The sequence below is a fragment of the Pseudobutyrivibrio sp. genome, from assembly GCF_015057185.1.
Lineage (GTDB): Bacteria > Bacillota > Clostridia > Lachnospirales > Lachnospiraceae > Pseudobutyrivibrio.
Map to the genome: position 1 here is coordinate 45,239 of NZ_SVEV01000006.1, position 20,800 is coordinate 66,038.

Below are 20,800 nucleotides of genomic sequence, written 5' to 3' on the forward strand. Positions count from 1 at the left end.
CTTCCTGAAAAAAGAAGGAGGACAAAAATTGTAGTACATTTTTTGTCCTCCTAGAAAATCTGTGTATTATTCACTTTTACTCATATTTAAACTGATATTTGATTTCAATAAATCTAATCTCTGTAGCCTTAAGAACATACTCAATCTCAAGCTTATTATCGCTAACCTCGATTTCCTGTCTTTCCATGTTTGGGTTGGCATGCTGTTTGATAAACTGTATCTCCTCATTTTCCATGGAGCTGGCAAGTCCAAGTCCTTTCCACAAATCCTGCACACTGCCATATTCTGGATTAATGTAATAGGTCTTTATCTGGTAATTACCATTTTGAACATTATTAAGCACAACATTGAGATTCAAATCCTCTGTATCTGAAATGTAATAATCAATATCCTTTATCTGTATGCTGTCCTCTTCTATGTCCAAATATTTCTCTGATAAAGGTTTGAAGTTATGACACACAATTGAATAGCTGCCTCTTCCATTAGTGGATACAATTCCATTCTCACATCGAATAATCTCGTTGTAGTAACTACGATTTAAAAACTCTACCGCATAAAAGGATGGCTTTTTAATTCCATCTCTGGAAATCAATCCTGCATCACCACTGAGCAATGTGTTAGTATCATAGTATTCTGCGTACAAATCCAATCCGTGCCAATAGCACATTACATCAACCTCACCTATCATATCGATATAGTTTTTCATGATGTAGGCTGCATGCTCGCAGCTATCGCTGATTACATTTCTATTGGAAATGGTGTAATTCCACTCATCTAAATGAAATTCTTTTACATTAAATCCCTCATCAGCCATACACTTCTTCATGACAGCAACCTGATTTTTAACGTAATCCTTGTCCAAGGATTTCTTGCCATAGGTAAACTGTCCATCACTAAAGGAAATGTATTGGAATGAACCAAATGACACAAAGTCTGGCCAAATATCTCTCTTTTTCCAAATGGCAAAAACCTCTTCTGCCATAGTTTTTTCGTAACCCAAAATTAGTCCCGGCCCACCTATATTAATGTCCGGACTAATGGATTTGAAGGTATTATATACCATATCAAAATAATGGTAGTATTCGCCGTTCTCTCTGGTGATATTCAGCTTAGGATTATTCCAAAATTCAAAATACCATTTTTCGATTTCTTCAACACCATAGCGATTAACCAAATGAATACTCAAATCCTTGATAAGCTTTTTGTAGTATTCATAATCAAATAGCTCATTTTCAGTAGCTGTCACGTTGATATATCGTTCGGGTGCATACATGAGCAAGGTAGGCTTTTGTCCAACCTCCATGTATAGCTTTATTTTATTATCCACAAGAAAATCTAGTACATTATCAAGCTTGTGGAAGCTAAACTGTCCATTTTCCCTAATAAAAGCATTCTGTGCAAACACATCCCACACACGCACATGAGTAATTCCCAATTTTTCCTTTAGCTCAAGAAGCTGTTCCTGTGCCTCCTGCTGAAGCAACATGTAAACACTTCCAATATTGATTACTCTAGTTTCATCTACATATTTTTTCTTGTAAATACTAGCATCAGCTTGAATGCTTTTTTTATTCAAATCCAATCTTGCATGTTTCGCATTGTCATTTTCAATATAAGTGATAATCTGCTGCTTGCCCTGTTCATCATCTACTTCAATTGGATTATTTCTGTTTTGGTTTTCCGCAGTCTTTCTATATTCTCCTGGGGAAACATTAAATACCTTTTTAAAAGATTTGTTAAAGGCAGCAGAAGTGCAAAAGCCGTTGTCCATAGCAATATGTGTAAGGCTCTTATTGGTATAAATCAGTTCGTCCACTGCATGAAACAATCGAATATTATTCAGGTAATCCACAAAGGTCATACCAAATTTTTTCTTGATATATTTAGAAAGATAGGCTGGTGTCAAAAACATCTGCTCCGCCAAATCATTAAGACTGATCGCAGACTGATAGTGTCCTTGAATGTAGCTTTGAATCTCACTAATTCGCTCTTTTTCTGCATCATTGTCAAACAGTACTCTAGTCTCCTCTGTTTTGACCATAAAATTCGCAATCAGCACATGGAGCATCTGGTAATAAAGGGCCTGTAAATAGCATTTATCCTTGTTACCTTCTGTGTAATAATAACGGATAATCTCCTTCATCTGATGGCGCAGTTTATCATAGGCAGAATTTTTATCCACTGCCGAATTACACAAGAACAACATCTGAGTGGTGCCAACAGTTTGAGAAAGCAAATAATAATCTATGGCAAAGCGAATAGCCAAAAGATTGCCCGAATTTTCAAATTTATGACGCTTATTAGAATTAATGAGAATCATGTCCTCTTCCTTGAGATGGAATACCTTGTCATCAATTACCACATCAACAGAACCAGCGAGCACATAGAGCAAATCCAAATTCTGATGGTAATGCTGCTCTCTCGGCTCGCTGTTAGACTCATGAATAATATTAAATTGAACAATTTCTCTTATATTTTCCATAGGCAAATTATAAACTAAAAAATTTCGTATATCATTATAGAATTCCCCAAAAGCCTTTTATTATTTTGCAATCATATTTTTTTGCCTCATTTTTAGCGCAATAAAAGAGCCCTGCTAATTGCAAGGCCCTTAAAATTCTATATTTATCTATCGTAAGCTCTCTTACCATTCTCAAGATCAGTTCTAATCTCTTCAACCTTTTCAGGTGTAAGCTTGTACCAAATCATTGGAACAAGTGAAAGAACACCAATTACAAATGGAATAAGGTTTACTACCGCGTTGATACCCTGACGAGCTGCCTCTGTCTGCTCAGCATTTGGAACATATCCAACTGCATCAAGAAGAAGAATACCAGCAGCGCCACAAACAGCTGTAGCAATCTTTACACCGAATGAAAGCATTGATGCTGCAACGCCTTCCTGACGGCGGCCAAGCTTCCAATCACCATACTCAAGTGAATCACCAACTAAGCCGTAGCAAATACCTGAAGCTGAGTTGCAAAGACCACATACGAATGAGATTCCAAGTAATACTGGAATACCAGCGTTTGGAAGAAGGAACATTGCAAGGAAGCCAATGTTCATTAACATCTGAAGAATGATTAAGTAACCCTTCTTTGTGAACTTGCTAGTTCCCCATGGAAGTAATAAGCTTCCAATAAGCTGTGCAACAGTCATTACTGTGAAGAATGTTGCAATGTGCATGAAATCACCTACTACATAAATGATGTAGAATGTGAGAAGTCCCATACGACCAGATACGCAAATAGCGCCAAGGAATGTTGCAAGAACAACCATAAGAAGCTGATCGTTCTTTGCGATTTCTCTTAATGATGCAAGGAATCCAAGCTTCTCTGTCTTACCCTTGTTTGAGTGAAGATGCTCTGTATATTTTTCCTTGCAGATAGCTCCGCAAATCCAGAATGGAATCATCATGATTACAGCCATGATAATTGCAAATCTAAAGTAACCCTGTGCATCAGCAGCCTCAACTCCTGGATGAGAAAGCTTTAAAAGAAGAGGTGCAGCTGTTGCTGAAAGGATAATACCGATAATTGAAGAACCTACATTACGGCTTGTTGCAAGAAGCATTCTTACCTTTGAATCAATTGCAACAACGTTCTGTAGTGCCTGATAAGCAATAGATGCAGCTGTATAAGCCATACCTGTGCCTATGTAGCAAAGTAAACATACGACTACTTTTGTTGTACCTTCCATTGGCCATACTGTAAATGTAAGAATATTAAATATAGCAAGGAAAGGTGGTGCAAAGAACAAGTAAGGGCGGAAACGTCCCCATCTTGTATTTGTTCTATCTGCGATAGTCCCCATCATTGGATCATTAATAGCATCCCAAACACGAGCAATTAACATAATTAAGGAAATTGCTGAAGCTGAAAGTCCAACGATATCTCTGTAGAATAATGTCAGGTAGTTGTTAATCATGTACCATGACATCTGACAGCCTATTTCACCAAAAGCATACCCAACTGCCAGCTTTGGGCCTGCTTTTTCGATTTTTGGTGCAGCAGCTGCATTATTTGTAGCTGACGTAGATACATCACTCATTTCTAATACCTCCCTAAGTCATTTGTGATGATAAGATAATAACAACTAAATTTCTACCTAACTTGTCCTAAAAAAAGATTATTTTATAAATCCTTGCGAAAATTCAAAAAATCTGTGTATGTTGCAACAAAACGAATCATTCTGTTGCAGACCTCTAGTAAAAGTGCCAAAAGCCTGAGTCCCACTTTTATTCACATTGATGAATCAAAGTAAAACTCAGGCTTTCATTTAGTTATTATTATTCAAAATCTACAGATTTACCTGTACGAGCAGACTCTCTTGCTGCCTCCATGAGACGAAGAACTCGACGTGTTTCAGGAATCTTTACAAGGAACTCTTCCTGTCCATCGAATGCCTTACGGTAATTCTCAAAGTAATCCTCATGAGTTGTATTTGCAATTGGAAGTGGCTCTGTAATAAGCTTTCCTTCTGGTGGTGGTCCAAATGAACGTGTAGGACCCGCTGCAGTCATAGTACGCTGACCGCCAACATTCTGAAGCAATCCATTTGTACGAACGATTGCCCCCTGTGGATCAAATCCATCAAGGTAAGCAGTTCCCTTATTTCCGCCCATAATCCAATGACGCTCAAACCACTTATTATCCATTTTATCTGTAAGGAAATATGTACCAAGCTCAACCTCAGCCATAATTCCATTATCAAACTTCATAAGAATCTTGAAGTAATCATCAACCTCAAAGTTGATTACGTTTCTAACATCAGCAAATACTGACTTAATCTTTGCGCCTGGCATCATCCAAAGCATCTGATCAAGAAGGTGAACACCCCAGTCAAAGAGCATTCCGCCACCCTCTGCAATATATACATGCCAATCATGCATATTTCCGTTGAAGCCGTACAAGCTACTCTTGATAGAATAAACATCACCAAGTGTCTCGCTATCGTACACATTCTTCATTGTACGGAAATCTTTATCAAATCTTCTCTGATGATGTACAGTAAAGTTAACACCGCACTCATCAACAACCTTTACCATGTCATCAAGCTCTTCCAAGTTCATAGCAACTGGCTTCTCGCAGATAATATCCTTTCCTGAGCGAGCTGCCTGAATAACAAGGTCATGATGCTGATTATTATTTGCAGCAATAAGTACTACATCAACATCAGGGTCGTTAAACATCTCCTCATTATTAGAATATCTCTTAATGCCTTCCTTAACATCCTCAAGCTGCTTAGGGTCAATATCAGAAATACCAACTACCTTGTAGCCATCAAGACGAGTAAGCATTGCTTCGTGCTCATGTCCCATAAAGCCATGGCCGATAATACCAATCTTAATTGTCTCCATCGTTTTTCTCCTTATTAAAAATTTTACACAAAAAAAGTCGATATCTTTTATCTACATAAAATATACCGACTTTCCTCACTTTATTCTCTTATAAACTTCTCAAAATTTTGTTTTTCATTGCAACCAAATATTTCGTCCCCAAAATCCACGCAATAGGATGACAAAAATATTGCAACTCCCACATAGTGGGGCCCTCCCGTCATTGCGGGAAAGCTAGCCCCATGCAAATTGCCTACGGCAATGGGGCTGCTGTGGCAGACGGGCAACTCCCACATAGTGGGGCCCTCCCGTCATTGCGGGAAAGCTAACCCCATGCAAATTGCCTACGGCAATGGGGTTGCTGTGGCAGACGGGCAACTCCCACATAGTGGGGCCCTCCCGTCTGCTTTTAGTACTCAGGGAAAATGTGGAGTACACAAAATTCCTGTGGTTCCATTTCGAAATCAAGGGTGAGTACGTCGCCCTTAGATTTTTGGCGGATACGGGATAGCTCTGGTACGCAGCGCTCTTGTAGGTACTTAATGTCGATGCGCTCGAGTTTGCTGTCGTTGTCGAACTTTGACCATTCATCAATGATTGAGCCATGTTCGCGGTTGACGCTTCGGCGCTTGATGTAGTAGCCTGCATTTTCACTTACGCCGGTGAGCTTTATGTTAAATCTGCGGTTGTCTTTGGTGTTAAAGTAAGCTTTGGCATCTTCTACAGAAGACTGGTTTTCTGCATCAATGAAATAGCCTGAGTTGTACCATACTGTGTTGAAGCATATTACCTGGTACTCGTCATCTGCAACCTTTGTAACCATGTAGTTTTCGCCACGAGCTATTACTTTGCTGCCAAGGTGGTTAAGCATTTTAAGTGCGTAGTAGATTGGCTTTCTGATGGTGTCCTTGGAAAGGATACCGCCACCTCCATTGATTACATTACGTGCTGCATAGGAGTTAACTTGCCAGTCTGATGCAAGCCAAAGTCCAAATATATCTAGGTCCTTTGCAAACATTACGATGTTGCGAAGTAGTATACAGCCTCTAAAGCAACTGTCGTTGAGGTAGTTTTGATTTGAGCATGTAAGGTTCCATTCTGATACAACTAAGTGGTTTCGTGGAATGCCTACTTTGTCTAGCATGTTGTAAATGCGCTCTAATTCGTGTCCTTCGAAGTCTTTGTCCTGGGAACGTACAAAATTGGCTTTGCCGCCATCAATGTCTGTAATCGCCTTTGGAATGTATGGGAATACAATGGCAGAGACAAAGTCTGGCTTGTATTCTGCAGAATATAAGCTCTTAAGAATTTGCTCGTAATCCTTTGGCTCCTGTATTCCGGCACCACCACAATATCCAAACTGGGCACCAGGAACTAATTCCTTTAGTGTTTTGGAAATATAAGAAAATACGTTAACAAATTCGTAGCCTCCTTCTAGGTAGAAGCTGTCATAATCATCATGGAAGCCTTCGAGACCTATCTCAAATCTCCATGTGGATAGTTCATTCTCACCGTAACGTCTGATAAGGTTTATAAAGAATTGCTTGTATAGGTTTTCCCATACACGCTGATCCTTGTAATTAATTCGAATGTCCTCAAACCATGCAGATTCTTCTGGGTTTGTAACATTTGCATAAGGTCTGTTTGTAAAATCAAGCCATGGCTTTATACGATTTTCTACAAGGAAATCTAATGCCTGGAATATCATATCAAAGTTGTAATCTCCAACAGTTTTTCCATCGGAAACCATTGTCTTTGTGTTGAATACCATCCAGATTCTGGCATAGGTAAATCCAATTTCCTTTGCTAGATATTGAATATGGTACTGTGTGTTAGCACGAAGAATATCATGGATAAAGCCAACATTAACCAGCTTATTCCAGCAAGGTTTAAGCTCCTCAGTGTTTCTAACATCTACAACTGCTTCTACAGCAGCATCTGCAGACTTAATCTCCTCGTTATGTCTATATTCTTCTTCGATTTTCTGCTTGATTTCTTCATCGACTACAACATCTTTTTTAACTGAGCCCTTCATTTTCTGACGATACTCAGTTGGTGCCATGTTATAGATTTCACGGAATACCTTTGTAAATGCACTGGCATTTGAGAAACCACAATCCATGGCAATCTTTGTCATATTTTTCTCTGTATAAAGAAGCTCATCTATTGCATATCTAGTACGAACCTGGTTAACATACTCTGCAAAATATGTGCCTGTTTGTTTCTTGAAAAGTCGTGACAAGGTAGAAGTAGATGTGTACATCTGCTTTGCCAAGTCAGACAAGCTAATTCCGTCCTGATAATTTGTGTGAACATAGTGGATGATAATCTGAAGCTTTTCGTCAGCATCATAATTCTCGGAAATCTCGGCATTGGTATCATCAATCATGTGGTGCTCAATCAACTCATCCAAAAGCTTGTAAAGCATACTATACATCAAGCTTTCAGTCTTCTTAAGAGATGTAACATGCTGATATACAATATCTCTGCACAATGAAACAATTTCTAAATATGACTTTGTTTTGTCCACTGAGCTGTTGCATAGGAAAAAGCTGTTAGGCTTTTTAAGTATGTGAACAAGAATCTGATAATCATACATGATAGAACAAACAATGCTCTTTTCAACTGTCTCAATGCTATGCTGAATACTTGAGTTAATAACTAAAACGTCATCTCGCTCTAGTGTGAATACAGAGTCTTTAATTTTTACATTAATAACTCCTTCAACAACATATAATAACTCAACATCAGTATGAAGATGCTGCGCCTCAGACATGTCCCTATATATATTTACTTTGAATTGGTTGAAGCTATTCATTTAATCTCCTTGTATAACTGAACTTTCCCCTATCCCCACTTACTCAAAATTCTAAACCATTATACAACAACAAATAAGGAGAAGCAAAAATTGCTTCTCCTTATAAACATATATTATCGAGTTAAGATATTGTCCAATTTAGAAATCTTCATTTGTTACAGATGTTACTGTACCGGTCTCAAGGTACTCATCTACTGTATCCGCATATACGAACATTGTACCAGCCTTCTGGATATGACCTGCCTCTAATGAACCATCAAGGAGACCATCGCATACGTAAAGCATTTCTGAAGCTGTATCATGAACAGAGCCTGTAAGTACCATACCACGAAGTGGGCACTCATCATTGATAGAAGACTTGATAAGCTCTGCCATTGCGTTATCACCATTGATTGCAAAGATAGCCATATCTGAGTAATCCTGAACTGGTGAGCTAAGACCTGTTAAATAGTTGTTAGCACCTGTTGCAAGGTTTGAGTGAGCTGTAAGGATAACCTTTGTAGAGTCATCTGTTGCATAAAGGTTTTCTACTGCTGACATACCATCATCAACTGTCTCATCCTGGCACTCGATTTCCTTAACAAACTTAGCCTTTGTAGAGAACTCCTCAATCTTGTCAAGCTCGTCAGCCTGGATAACACCTGTATCAGCTGTGCGGCAAGAAAGAACTACTACAGGAACTGAGTGATCCTCTGCATCTGCATATGTCTCATCAATCCACTTGGCTGCAAGCTTACAAGCACAATCTGCAAGCTCTGCATCATCAGAAACCATAAGTGCATCGTACTCTGTTGTTGGAGCAACGAAAGCTACAAACTTAATACCCTTTTCCTGACACTCAGCAACAATACCATCCATTGACTCTGGTGCAACTGACCAGCAGAAAAGTACATCTACTCCCATAGCGATAAAGTTTTCGCATGCTTCAATCTGTGTTGTAGGATTGAACTCACCATCTGCATACTGAGCCTCATATCCTGCTTCCTCGAATACTGTTACGAACTCATCAGCAAGCATCTGGAAGAAATCTCCACCGAGACCAAATGTTACAAATCCAACCTTTTTGCCTTCGCCTGGCTTACCCTCTGTAGTTGTTGCAGCTCCATCATCTGAGCTAGCATTTTCTGAGCTTCCTGCACTGCTACCGCAGCCTACAAATAAAGAGGCTACAAGAGCAACTGCTGTTACTAATGATAATAGTTTCTTTTTCATTTTTTACCCTCCAATGAAAATTAATTTTATCTATGCCTTTTGCTCTCTATTGCTAAGGTAAAGTGAGAACAGCATGATTAATCCCTTTGCAATGTACTGTGGATAAGTACCAAGATTAATAAGCTGCATACCATTAGCGAGAACGCCAAGAACATATACTGCTACAATCGCCTTCCAAAGTGTACCTTCTCCACCCTTAAGGGCTACACCTGAAAGAACGCAGGCTGTGATGCCTGTAAATTCAATACCAACACCTGTACTTGAATCTGCTGAACCTGAACGTGAAGCAAGAAGCACAGCTGAAACACCAACTAAAATACCAGCAACTGTAAATGCTAATACTTTTATTTTTGCAACATTAAGACCTGCAAGTCTTGCAGCCTCTGGGTTGTCGCCTGCCGCATAAACATCTCTACCGATTGATGTCTTTGTGAGAACGAATATTGCTATTGCTACAAGAACAATCATGATAATGATGTTAAGTGGAACAGGACCAATTTTTCCCTGACCAATAAACATAAACTCTCTTGGAAGATTGTGGAATGTCTTTGATCCAGAAATCAAATATGAAATACCCTGGAAAATAGCCATTGTTCCAAGAGTTACAATCATGGCATTACTCTTAAGAACTAAAGTCATAATTCCGTTAAAGCTTCCAAGAACTGAACAAACAATTATTGCAAGAATTACTGCAACTGGAACAGATACTGTACCTTCTGCAAGAAGCTTTGTACAAAGTACTGCTGCAACTGACATTTGATAACCAATTGAAAGGTCGCAGCCACCGCTGACCATAATGATAAATACCGCTGTCGAGCATACTGCAACGTGAACGTTTTGAACTAAAATATTTGTAATATTAAGTGGTGTCAAAAATGCAGGCGACATCACACTAAAAAATACAACTAAAACTAAAAGCAATATAACCATTGACCAATCAGCAATGATTTGGCCAACCGATTTTTTATTTTTCATTTTTATTTCCCCTCCTATAGACCAGATGCTTTCTTTAATATTGTTTCCTGATCAAATTCCGATTTGGAAATTTCACCAGCAACCTTGCCCTCGTGAATAACAATTATTCGCTCAGACATTCCTAAAAGCTCCTCCATATCAGAGGAAACCATTATGATACTCTTACCAATTTCTGTAAGCTCATTCATAAGAGTATATATTTCATGTCTTGCACCAACATCAATTCCCCTTGTTGGCTCATCAAAAATCAATATGTCTGGATTAGCCGCAAGAACCTTTGCGATAACTACCTTTTGCTGATTACCACCAGACAATCCACCCACCTTTTGTCTAAGGTTAGGTGCCTTAATTCGCATTTTTTCCTTATAGCTCTCTGCCACCTCAACTTCCTTTGAGTTGTTCATGACATATTTTCTACTAAGAGTTTTTAAATTTGAAATAGAAATGTTCCAAATGATTGACTTGTCAAGGAAGCAGCCCTGATATTTTCTATCCTCAGGAATAAGACCTATTCCCTCATGCATTGCTTCCTTTGGAGAATGTGGATCAATCTCCACTCCATACTTTTTAATTGTTCCTGAGGTCTTAGGCACTGCACCATAGATCATCTGCATAATTTCTGTACGGCCTGCACCAACAAGACCTGCAAATCCAAGGATTTCTCCGCGATGGAGATTAAAGCTGATATCCTCCACCCCATTTCCTGTTAGGTGCTCAACCTCTAAGATTACCTCATCAGTAGCTGGCTTCTTTTGTGGATATGTCTCAGACAATTCACGACCAACCATGTGCTTAATAAGATCATCCTTGGATGTCTCGTCAATATTGACTGTGGTTACGTACTGACCGTCTCGAAGAACTGAAACTCTGTCGCAGATTTCAAATAGCTCTTCCAAACGATGTGAAATGTAAATGATTGTAACCCCATCATTTTTAAGCTGCTTAACAAGCTTGTAGAGATTCTGCTGCTCCGCAACAGTAATAGAAGCAGTTGGCTCATCCATAATGATAAGCTTTGCGTTTTTGGCAATAGCCTTTGCCAACTCTACAATCTGACGATTTGCCATGGATAAATCTCTAATAAGGGTATTAGGATCAATGTTGCTGTTGAATTTTGCAAGAAGTTCTTTTGTCTTGTTATATCTTGTTTTATCATCAACAATCAGACCATCCCTTGCTCCGGCAAAAATGTTATCCGCTACTGTTCTAGCCTCTAACTGAATCATTTCCTGGTAAACAACCGCAATACCCAAATCAATTGCCTGAGATGGTTCCAAATGCGAATACTCTTTACCTTCCATTACCACTGTTCCTGAAGTAGGCTTGATAGCACCAGAAATAGTTTTGATAAAGGTTGATTTACCCGCTCCATTTTCTCCAACTAAAGCGTGCACTTCTCCCTTTTCAAAAGAAATTGACACATTATCAAGAGCCTTAACACCAGGATAATCTTTGGTAATATTTTTAAGCGCTAATATTTCCGTAAAAAATCCCCCCATTTCCTATTCTGTTTTGTTCTTTGCTGGAAATATATCCAGCATTTTTTGTTATAATTGCCTTTATTTTGATTCTAAATGAGTTTATTTTTGTCCACTTTGATAAAAATGATGTTTTCTTTGTTTTTTTTGCATGGTTTTCTTGAGGCAAAAAAACATGCAACAAATCACCCATATTTGTTGCATGTAATCCAAATTAAAAATATTATGCTAAAATGATGTTAACAATAAATTTTTCTAGGAGGTTATCATGATTTCATTACTAGTTTCATTTATCATCTTATTAATTGGTTATTCTACCTATGGAAAATTAATTGAGAGAATTTTTTCTCCCGACGATAGGCCAACCCCAGCCACCACTCTTAACGATGGTGTTGACTATGTGCCTTTAAAAACTGGCAAAGCATTTTTAGTACAGCTTTTAAACATTGCAGGCACTGGTCCAATTTTTGGTGCCCTAATGGGAGCTTGCTTCGGACCAATCGTTTTTCTATGGATAATATTCGGTTCCATACTTGGTGGTGCCGTCCACGATTACATGGTGGGAATGATTTCTGAGAGAAATGAGGGAAAATCAATTGCAGAGCTTTCAGGAATATATCTTGGCAAGACAGCAAAGTGGGGAATGAGAGTTTTCTCCGTTGTTCTTTTGCTTTTGACTGGTACAGTATTTGTAACAAGCCCTGCTGCATTAATTGCAAGACTTACTCCTGCAAGCCTAAACACAACTTTTTGGATTGTTATAATCCTTTGCTATTACATACTTGCAACACTGCTTCCAATCGATAAAATCATTGGAAAGCTATATCCGATTTTCGGCATCATATTGATTACAATGGCTGTTTGTATTCTTTTGGGCATATTCATTGGTGGTTATACTGTTCCAGAAATTAATTTTCAAAACATGCATCCTACAAACCTTCCTGTATGGCCTTACATGTTTATTACAGTTGCCTGTGGTGCTATTTCAGGCTTCCACGCTACTCAATCTCCAATGATTTCAAAATGCATTACATCTGAGAAGGAAGGTCGTAAGATTTTTTACGGTGCAATGCTAGCAGAATCAGTAATTGCTCTTGTATGGGCAGCTGGCGGTGTTGCTTTCTACGGTGCTACTGGAGCGCTAAACGATGCTATTACAAATATGGGACAGTCAGGAACCGTGTACGACATTTCTACTGGAATGCTTGGAACAATCGGCGGCATTCTAGCTATTGTAGGCGTTGTAGTTTGCCCTATTACTTCAGGTGATACAGCCTTCAGAAGTGCTCGACTCATCATCAGTGAAATAACAGGTCTCGAACAAAAGCCAATAAAAAATAGACTTATAATTACATTGCCATTGCTTGGTGCAGGTGCTATCCTCACACAATTAGATTTCAATGTATTATGGCGCTATTTTTCATGGAGCAATCAGACTCTTGCCATGATAAGCTTGTGGGTTGCTACAGCTTATCTACTAAAAACTCATAAGAATAAATTCGTAAGTCTTTTCACTGCGCTGCCTGCAACATTTATGTCAGCTGTTAGTATGACTTATATTCTTATGGCCCAAGAAGGCTTCAACCTTGGAAGCACCATTGCATATCCAATTGGAGTGGGCTTTGCGGTCTTATGCTTTGGATTTTATTTATTTAAATTAAAATAAAAAGAAGGAGTCCAACCAAATGGTTGAACTCCTTCTTTTTAAATTAATTTTCGATCCACTTTACTTAGCACAGGCTAACGCCTGTGTAGAATCGAAAATTAATCAATGATTAATTTTCGATCCACTTCTTCATAGCAGCCTGGTGTCTGCGAACCTGCTCGATTGAATCTACATCAAGATCCATTCTAAGGTGCTCGCCACCTTCGTACTCTGAGCTCAAGAATCCTGTGTAACCAGCCTTCTTGTAAGCTTCGATTACTTCTGGAATAGCTACTGCTGTCTCTGTGAGATCCTCATGTACATTGTAGAACTTAGCATGTGTATGGAAGATATAATCGATGTTATCAATAATATCCTGAGGATCTGACCATGAGTATGTGAATGATGTTCCTGCATACTCTAAGTCTGCTGGGCCACCGCCTGCAGCCTTAACAGCATCCATCATCTCTGCCATGCCGTTTGCCATACGGTATTCCATGTTAGCCTTACCAAGGTTAAGGTCATACTTAATCTTTGTGAAGCCCTTTGCTACGCGGTTTGCGTATGCGTCATCAACAATCTTGATGCACTCTTCCTTAGCGCCGTGACGACGAGCCTTGTCACGAACAACATCAGGAATGTTCTTACAGAAGATACCCATATCTGGAATAAATCCAAAGTGCTTTGTACCTGTTCTGTTAATCATCTCCATATATCCATCAGCCCAACCTGAGTTAAGTGAGAATGGTGCATGTACTTCAAGACCGATCTTTACGCCAACTTTCTCAGCGTACTCAAGGCTACCCTCGATTACATCCATAGGTGTAGATACAAGTGTACGGATTACTGGGAATCCAAGTAATGATGCAAGACGTAAGTCACGCTCCATCATCTTAATCTGCTCTTTTAATGTAAGAGTACGGTTGTCAAAAATGTGATTCTCCAAGAATGCGTCGTAGCATGATGGAGTAAGATTATATTTCTTCATCCACTCGAACCACTGATCTCTAAATGTCTGTGTTTCAATTGGAAGTGGGAACTGTCTAATCATCTGCTCAGCAAGAAGCTCAACACCTGTTGCACCTGTTGCTGCTGTTTCTCTTAAGCATCCCTCTAAGTCAAGCTTTCCAAGATAGAATTCGTCCTGATAGCTGTAGAGAGACACACTTCTTTTAATATCGCTCATTTTCTAATACCTCCCTACTAAAACTCAACCTCAATATTGCAAGGTGCCTCGATAACAAATGGCATGTATGATGGAGCAATCTTCTGGATAGCTTCAATGCTATGCTTACCCTTTGAAAGGCCGCCTTCTTTTAATACTGTAACTGTTGCATACTCGCCAAATTCCCATCTGTACTCTGGGTCAATAACTGTTCTGCACTCTTCAAGTGAAAATGTATCTCCATTTACTGTAAGTCTGATATCTTCTCTCTTGATATCCTCGCCATCAACCTTAAGAATAATGTCGCGTAAAATTGAAAGAGTAAATGAACGATAATACTGTGCCTTCCATGCAAATGAAAAGCCTACCACTTTACCATTCTCCTCAACATTCTTAAAGCTGGCTGGATCATATATTGGTCTTCCTGCCATTTTATTTCCTCCAAAATTTAGTCTTCGATGTATTCAGCAGCTTCCATACCTGCGATACGTCCTGTATTGACTGCGTATCCCATTGAGTTACCTGGAAGCAAGAACATGTATGAATCATCGTAGATGTTACATGAATCAGCACCTGCTGCGTAAAGACCTGGGATAGGCATGAAGTCCTTATCGCAAACCTCGCAGTTTTCGTTGATTCTGATACCACCTACTGTACCGTATCCGCCTGGATGGAATGTTCCACAGTAGAATGGTCCCTTCTTTAACTTGCGGAGATATCTGTAGTTCTTGAAGAACTCTTCATCTCTGCCTTCACAGTAATCATTGTAATCATCAACTGTCTCTTCGAGAACCTCAGGGTCAACACCAATCATCTCAGCAAGCTCTTCGATTGTGTCAGCCTTGAAGAAGTTCTTAGAACCCTTGTTAATGATTTCATCCATCTCATCATAGAATGCAGATACATCAGGATCTGGAGTAACAAGTGATGTTACATCTACGCCATTCTTTACATATGACTTAACGATTGTAGAGTCAACGATTGAGAATAACTTCTTATCCTTCTGATGATTTGCAACGTTTGAAAGATATGTTGTATTCTGCATGAACTCTTCGTTCATAACACGCTTACCAAATGCATTTACAAGAAGGTTTGGCTGTCTAAGCACGTTCTTTACGCAAGCGCCAGCTTCTTCGCCGCCACCTACATCGCAAGCAGACTCAATTCTAACTGGAAGGTGATCAGCACCTGCCTCCCAAGCCATCTTAAGACCATCGCCTACAAGACCTGGAATAGCGAAGTTAAATACGTCCTTGCCATACTCTACACCGATTTCTTCCTTGATGAACTCAGGGTTGCAACCAGCACCACCTGTTGCGATAACAGCTGCCTTACACTCGATTGTGAATTCCTCACCATCCTTGTTTACTGCAACAACACCGCAAACCTTGCCCTCTTCATCCTTAAGAATCTTCTTACCAGCTGTCTCAAGAAGAACCTTTACTCCAAGCTCCTGAGCCTTGTTAAGAAGTGCCTTATTCATATGACCTGCTGCACGAGGTCCAATCTTGTTACCTGTCTTTACGATATGCCATGTAGCTTCTGACTGTGGGAAGTACTTGAAAGCACCTTCAAATTCAACACCCATATCCTCAAGCCACTCGATTGTCTCTGCAGACTGCTCGAAATATCTCTTTACAAGTCTTGCATCAACATTGTAGTGTGTATAGTCCATGAACATGTTAAATGCCTTTTCAACAGTAACATCGATCATCTGCTCCTGCTGATACTTTGTACCAATTCCAAGAGGGCCCATACCCATATTTGCAGCACCACCTGTGATAGCTGCCTTTTCGATTACGATGACCTCAGCGCCGTCCATAGCTGCCTGAACAGCTGCAGACATACCAGAAGGACCACCGGCAATTACAACTAATTGTGTCTTTAAATTCTCCATTTTCTCTCCTTTAACTAAAACCTTAAAAGATTAACTGGTTCTTATTTTCTTGTATATAATGTACCATCACATATTTTTCACAACTGCTTTTCATTTATATTATTGTTATTGTTTATTGCATAAAACATTTTTTGAGAAAATCATTCTGCAATAAAAGACAAAGCGTCGTTGCATGTGTTGCAAAACCAGCTTAAGTTTTGCTATTTGAGAAATTGCCCATAGAACAAAAGAAAAGCTCCTGCCACCTTAGTAGCAGAAGCTCAATTTTACTTATTAAATATCTTTATTAATAATTTCTGGAACAAATCTCCTACAACACCTACATACCAAACGCCTGCAAGCATTGCTGCACCAATTTGAATTGGCATTGTTCCTAAATTGCTTGCATCCATTGGTCCCATAATAGTAAGTCCAATAGCCCATCCAGCAAGCCATGCTGGAACAAAAATGAACTTTTCTAAAACAGATCCAATAATAACTGCAAGACCGCCCATAACAAACAATGTAACGTAAACTGTAAGGTCTGGTCCTAATCCAAGAGATGCCATAACCTTTGTTGCAATAACAGCCCACACGTCTCCGCAAAGGAAGCCAAGGGATACTGGAATTGCAAGCTTAATATTGTTGCCAAGGGCTGCAAATAAGCCTGCACAAATAAGTGCCACTGCACCAACTGTAACTCCTACATGTGTAGATGCAACCGCCCAAATAGGTGGAAGAAAAGCTACAGTGAATGCTAATGTTAAAATATTTAGCCACTTTTCTTTCATTTGAATTCTCCTATAGTCGTTGACCTGTCGGTCTCCTGATGTAAAAAAGCCTGTGGCGTTTTTTACATCATGTTATCGTCGACCTGCCGGTCTCCTGATGTAAAAAAGCCTGCGGCTTTTTTTACATCATGTTACCATTTACCAACTTTTGTGCGCTTCTTTGGAAGCTTAGGAAGTTTAGCAGCTGTTTTGATGCATCCTTCATCACAAGCAGATACACATTTTCCACACTGTTCACAGAGATCCTGGTCAATCATGTGGATATAGCCATCTTTACCCTCGATTGCCTCCTCTGGACATGCATCGATACAGTCTCCACAACCGATACATTCATCTGGATCAATATAATATAATTCAGCCTGCTTGTAGCACTTGCCACATTTGCAAGTCTTTCTCTTAATGTGATCCTCAAACTCATCAGCAAAAAGTGCAATTGCAGATGTAAGAGGATTTGTCATATTCTGACCAAATGGGCAATAAGCACCAACACTAATAATTTCAGATACTTCTTTGATAAGGTCAATATCAGTAGCCTTAGCTCGGCCAGTAGTCATTTCTGTAACAATCTGCTTGAATTGTGATGTACCTTCACGGCAAAGGACACACTTTCCGCATGACATTTCATATGTCTTGTTCATAATCTGAACAAGTACATCAACCATGCATTCGCTCTGATCGTATACAGTAATTGAGCTAAACTTTTCTGTTGCCTCAATCTTTGTAGAAGCAGCATCGGCTGGAGCATAGAATGTTCCCTTTAAGCCGCCAAGTAAAACTGCTTTTGCGCCATCAACATTTGCAACTTCACCTACAGTTTGGCCTACAGAAACCTTTTTGATTTCTGTATTGCCACCCACGTTTACTGCCACAAACTTCTCATCGAAGCCATTTTTGATACCATAGGCTGCCTCAGGTGTAACAACTGAAACTGCCTTGTCCTCGAATACTGCCACATAGTCGTCCTGAATCATTGGACGTGGAATGTTGCCAGTTAAAACCTGCACAACCGAATATGGATTATTCAAGGTTGGTGAACATGCATTAGTATAGCGCACATCGCCCTTTAAATCATCAATTTTCTCACCTTCTGGAAGCAAATACATAATATCTGCATCAAGGTTTTTCGCATATTGTTCTACACCTCCAACTACCTCTGAAAGGCAATTCTTCAATAAATACATTGAGAGAGGTGCTTTATAATCGTCGCTTACGCAACTAACAACTAATAAATTTTTCATTATTGCTGACCTCCTTCCTCAGAAATGTAATCGCTCCAGAATTTCTGTGGAGAGATTTGTACACGAAGGTCACACTGTAAGCAACGGCTTGCTTCACAGCCAGCCTTGCTGCAATCAAATCCAAGATCCATAGGCTCAAAGTTACACTTTCTAGTGTCAGCATCAGTAACTGTTGGCTCAGTTCTATGTGTTGTTGTAAGCTCTGGATTCTTTCCAATGCATGGATTAGCAACCTGCTCTGGAGCAAGGTTCTCTTCAATGTTTCCATCGCCACCTAAAAAGATGTCAATCTCGCTAACAGCAGCTCTTGCCTCTGCAATTGCTGCAATAACTGAACGTGTACCTGTTACAGCATCACCTGCTGCGTAGATACCCTCAACAGATGTCTTATGACCATCAGTTGTTACGATACGGCCTCTGTTAAGCTCAAGTCCAAATTCTTCATTAATATCTGGGTGCTGACCAACAGCAAAAATAACTGTATCAGCTGGGAATGTAACTGTTGAATCAGGGATGCGTGTAAATTCAGGTCCCTTAGGGCCAAACTTAAGTCCCTCAATTCCTGTAACAGTAAGACCTGTTACCTTGCCATTTTCTGACTCAATTGCATCGAATGTACGAGAATTCTCAACAACGATTCCATCCTCTTTTGCCCATGTAACTTCTTCTTCAGAAGCTGTCATCTTGTCAGGAGCCTCAAGACATGTCATTACAACATTTTTAGCACCAAGACGAAGAGCTGACTCAGCACAGTCGATAGCAACGTTACCACCACCAAGAACTACTACGTTCTCGCCCACTGGAAGTGGCTCACCAAGGTTGATTGCACGAAGGAAATCAGCGTTAAGATATACACCTGGTAAATCATTTCCTTCAAGTGGAAGTCTGTTACCAGCATGTGTACCAACAGATACGAATACTGCATCAAACCCTTGCGCCTTAAGCTCAGCTGCTGATTTAACATCCTGACCGCACTTAATCTCTACGCCGATTGACTCAATTTCAGCGATTTCTCTATCAAGAACTTCACGAGGTAGTCTATATGAAGGAATACCATATCTCATCTGGCCGCCAGCCTTTGGAAGCTTCTCAAAAATAGTAACTTCATGGCCAAGCTTCTTGAGATAATAGCCAGCTGTAAGACCTGCAGGACCTGCACCGATAATAGCAACCTTCTTGCCCGTAGCATCCTTCTGGAATGAAAGTGCCTTCCAGCTACCATCATCCTGGCTAGCTGCAAATCTCTTAAGGTTTCTGATTGAAAGTGGTCCATCAAGGTGATTTCTCTTGCACTGAAGCTCGCAAGAGTGAACACAGATGTAACCCAATGACTCTGGAATAGGAGCCTTTTCACGAACTGTAGCAGCTGCTGCTGGATAGTTGCCCTCTTTGATAAATCTAATGTACTTAGGAACATTAATGTGGGCTGGGCAGCCTTCGGTACATGGTACTAATCTTTGCTCACGGCTAAGGCTTGGATCATCCTTGAATACACCAACCTTATCTCTGATTGAACCTGTAGGACAAACCTCAACACAAGCACCACAGAACTGGCAGCCTGCATCAGCAAGATCCTTGCCGTTGATAACAACCTTCATTCTGCCATCAACCTTTTCGAATTTAAGAGCACCTACGCCACGCATCTCTGAGCATGCACGTACGCAACGTCCACAAAGGATGCAACGATACATTTCATGAAGCATAAGTGGATTCTCTTCATTTTCAATAAGAGGTAATTTCTGCTGACGGAATTCACGACCAGCATCACCAACGTACTGAGAAATAGAAGCAAGTTGGCACTTACCATATTTAGGACATCCAACACACTCATCTGGATGAGTTCTAAACATAAGCTCAACCGAAAGCTTACGAACCTTTTCTACTGTTTCTTCTTTAGTGTTAATAACCATGCCCTCTTTAACCTTTGTTGAGCATGATGTGATAACACCGTCTACACCTTCCTGCTTTACAACACAAAGACGACATCCTCCATTTGGATGTAAATCATCATGATGACAAAGATGTGGGATGTAAATACCATTATCAAGAGCTGCCTCAAGGACAGTTTTTGACTCGTCAGCCACAATAGCTTTGCCGTCGATAGTCAAATTAACATTTGCCATAATCCTAGACTCCTTTATAAATAGCTTTAGAAAATAAAAACCTAAATTTTCAATTATCTAATTAACAGCTATTATTTTATGTAATAGTTGGGAAAGACTCTTTCTATTAATTTTATTTTTTCTTTAAAAAGATTGCATAGA

The 20,800-nt window shown here is 39.7% G+C and carries 14 protein-coding genes; 1 reads left to right on the top strand and 13 read right to left on the bottom strand.

Annotated elements, in window-relative coordinates; genetic code table 11:
* Positions 1-76: 76 nt before the first annotated feature.
* The 7 genes from E7276_RS03885 to E7276_RS03915 form a co-directional block, all read right to left on the bottom strand.
* Positions 77-2,482 carry a GH39 family glycosyl hydrolase gene (locus tag E7276_RS03885; protein ID WP_294213969.1) on the bottom strand — a complete coding sequence of 802 codons (2,406 nt, stop codon included), beginning with the start codon at positions 2,480-2,482 and terminating at the stop codon, positions 77-79.
* A gap of 143 nt (positions 2,483-2,625) precedes the next feature.
* Entirely contained in the window at positions 2,626-4,050 is a 1,425-nt protein-coding gene (locus tag E7276_RS03890; RefSeq protein ID WP_294213972.1) for an MFS transporter, read from the bottom strand.
* Between the two features lie 238 nt (positions 4,051-4,288).
* A complete protein-coding gene (locus E7276_RS03895) occupies positions 4,289-5,359 on the bottom strand; it encodes a Gfo/Idh/MocA family protein (RefSeq protein WP_294213974.1) in 1,071 nt (356 codons plus the stop codon).
* 388 nt (positions 5,360-5,747) lie between these two features.
* Positions 5,748-8,156, bottom strand: coding sequence for a GH39 family glycosyl hydrolase (locus E7276_RS03900; RefSeq protein ID WP_294213978.1), 2,409 nt, complete (start codon positions 8,154-8,156; stop codon positions 5,748-5,750).
* A 138-nt stretch (positions 8,157-8,294) separates the two neighbouring features.
* Positions 8,295-9,368 carry a sugar ABC transporter substrate-binding protein gene (locus E7276_RS03905; RefSeq protein ID WP_294213981.1) on the bottom strand — a complete coding sequence of 358 codons (1,074 nt, stop codon included), beginning with the start codon at positions 9,366-9,368 and terminating at the stop codon, positions 8,295-8,297.
* Between the two features lie 30 nt (positions 9,369-9,398).
* Positions 9,399-10,343, bottom strand: a complete 945-nt coding sequence (locus E7276_RS03910; RefSeq protein ID WP_294213983.1) for an ABC transporter permease — start codon at positions 10,341-10,343, stop codon at positions 9,399-9,401.
* 14 nt (positions 10,344-10,357) lie between these two features.
* The gene (locus E7276_RS03915) at positions 10,358-11,842 is read right to left on the bottom strand and encodes a sugar ABC transporter ATP-binding protein (RefSeq protein WP_294213985.1); all 1,485 of its coding nucleotides are present in this window, start codon (positions 11,840-11,842) and stop codon (positions 10,358-10,360) included.
* Positions 11,843-12,089: 247 nt separating this feature from the next.
* Here E7276_RS03915 and E7276_RS03920 point away from each other — a divergent pair, with 247 nt between their 5' ends.
* On the top strand, positions 12,090-13,487 hold the full coding sequence (locus E7276_RS03920) for a carbon starvation CstA family protein (RefSeq protein WP_294213987.1): 1,398 nt from the start codon (positions 12,090-12,092) through the stop codon (positions 13,485-13,487).
* 109 nt (positions 13,488-13,596) lie between these two features.
* On the opposite strand, the gene E7276_RS03925 is transcribed toward E7276_RS03920, so the two are convergent.
* The 6 genes from E7276_RS03925 to E7276_RS03950 all read right to left on the bottom strand — a co-directional run bounded on the left by E7276_RS03925 (position 13,597) and on the right by E7276_RS03950 (position 20,659).
* Complete coding sequence (locus E7276_RS03925; RefSeq protein ID WP_294213989.1) at positions 13,597-14,652, bottom strand: sugar phosphate isomerase/epimerase family protein; 1,056 nt, start codon at positions 14,650-14,652, stop codon at positions 13,597-13,599.
* Positions 14,653-14,669: 17 nt separating this feature from the next.
* Complete coding sequence (locus tag E7276_RS03930; RefSeq protein WP_294213991.1) at positions 14,670-15,062, bottom strand: C-glycoside deglycosidase beta subunit domain-containing protein; 393 nt, start codon at positions 15,060-15,062, stop codon at positions 14,670-14,672.
* Positions 15,063-15,079: 17 nt separating this feature from the next.
* A complete protein-coding gene (locus E7276_RS03935; protein ID WP_294213994.1) occupies positions 15,080-16,528 on the bottom strand; it encodes an FAD-dependent oxidoreductase in 1,449 nt (482 codons plus the stop codon).
* A gap of 266 nt (positions 16,529-16,794) precedes the next feature.
* The gene (locus E7276_RS03940) at positions 16,795-17,298 is read right to left on the bottom strand and encodes a DUF1097 domain-containing protein (protein WP_294213997.1); all 504 of its coding nucleotides are present in this window, start codon (positions 17,296-17,298) and stop codon (positions 16,795-16,797) included.
* 131 nt (positions 17,299-17,429) lie between these two features.
* Positions 17,430-18,536 carry an NADH-ubiquinone oxidoreductase-F iron-sulfur binding region domain-containing protein gene (locus E7276_RS03945; RefSeq protein WP_294213999.1) on the bottom strand — a complete coding sequence of 369 codons (1,107 nt, stop codon included), beginning with the start codon at positions 18,534-18,536 and terminating at the stop codon, positions 17,430-17,432.
* Complete coding sequence (locus tag E7276_RS03950; protein ID WP_294214001.1) at positions 18,536-20,659, bottom strand: FAD-dependent oxidoreductase; 2,124 nt, start codon at positions 20,657-20,659, stop codon at positions 18,536-18,538. Before E7276_RS03950 ends, E7276_RS03945 begins: the two co-directional genes overlap by 1 nt.
* Between the last annotated feature and the right edge of the window lie 141 nt (positions 20,660-20,800).

Excerpts from the sequence above, each read along its gene's own strand:
- E7276_RS03885 (WP_294213969.1), bottom strand. The coding sequence starts at position 2,482 with ATGGAAAATATAAGAGAAATTGTTCAATTTAATATTATTCATGAGTCT.
- E7276_RS03890 (WP_294213972.1), bottom strand. The coding sequence starts at position 4,050 with ATGAGTGATGTATCTACGTCAGCTACAAATAATGCAGCTGCTGCACCA.
- E7276_RS03895 (WP_294213974.1), bottom strand. The coding sequence starts at position 5,359 with ATGGAGACAATTAAGATTGGTATTATCGGCCATGGCTTTATGGGACAT.
- E7276_RS03900 (WP_294213978.1), bottom strand. The coding sequence starts at position 8,156 with ATGAATAGCTTCAACCAATTCAAAGTAAATATATATAGGGACATGTCT.
- E7276_RS03905 (WP_294213981.1), bottom strand. The coding sequence starts at position 9,368 with ATGAAAAAGAAACTATTATCATTAGTAACAGCAGTTGCTCTTGTAGCC.
- E7276_RS03910 (WP_294213983.1), bottom strand. The coding sequence starts at position 10,343 with ATGAAAAATAAAAAATCGGTTGGCCAAATCATTGCTGATTGGTCAATG.
- E7276_RS03915 (WP_294213985.1), bottom strand. The coding sequence starts at position 11,842 with ATGGGGGGATTTTTTACGGAAATATTAGCGCTTAAAAATATTACCAAA.
- E7276_RS03920 (WP_294213987.1), top strand. The coding sequence starts at position 12,090 with ATGATTTCATTACTAGTTTCATTTATCATCTTATTAATTGGTTATTCT.
- E7276_RS03925 (WP_294213989.1), bottom strand. The coding sequence starts at position 14,652 with ATGAGCGATATTAAAAGAAGTGTGTCTCTCTACAGCTATCAGGACGAA.
- E7276_RS03930 (WP_294213991.1), bottom strand. The coding sequence starts at position 15,062 with ATGGCAGGAAGACCAATATATGATCCAGCCAGCTTTAAGAATGTTGAG.
- E7276_RS03935 (WP_294213994.1), bottom strand. The coding sequence starts at position 16,528 with ATGGAGAATTTAAAGACACAATTAGTTGTAATTGCCGGTGGTCCTTCT.
- E7276_RS03940 (WP_294213997.1), bottom strand. The coding sequence starts at position 17,298 with ATGAAAGAAAAGTGGCTAAATATTTTAACATTAGCATTCACTGTAGCT.
- E7276_RS03945 (WP_294213999.1), bottom strand. The coding sequence starts at position 18,536 with ATGAAAAATTTATTAGTTGTTAGTTGCGTAAGCGACGATTATAAAGCA.
- E7276_RS03950 (WP_294214001.1), bottom strand. The coding sequence starts at position 20,659 with ATGGCAAATGTTAATTTGACTATCGACGGCAAAGCTATTGTGGCTGAC.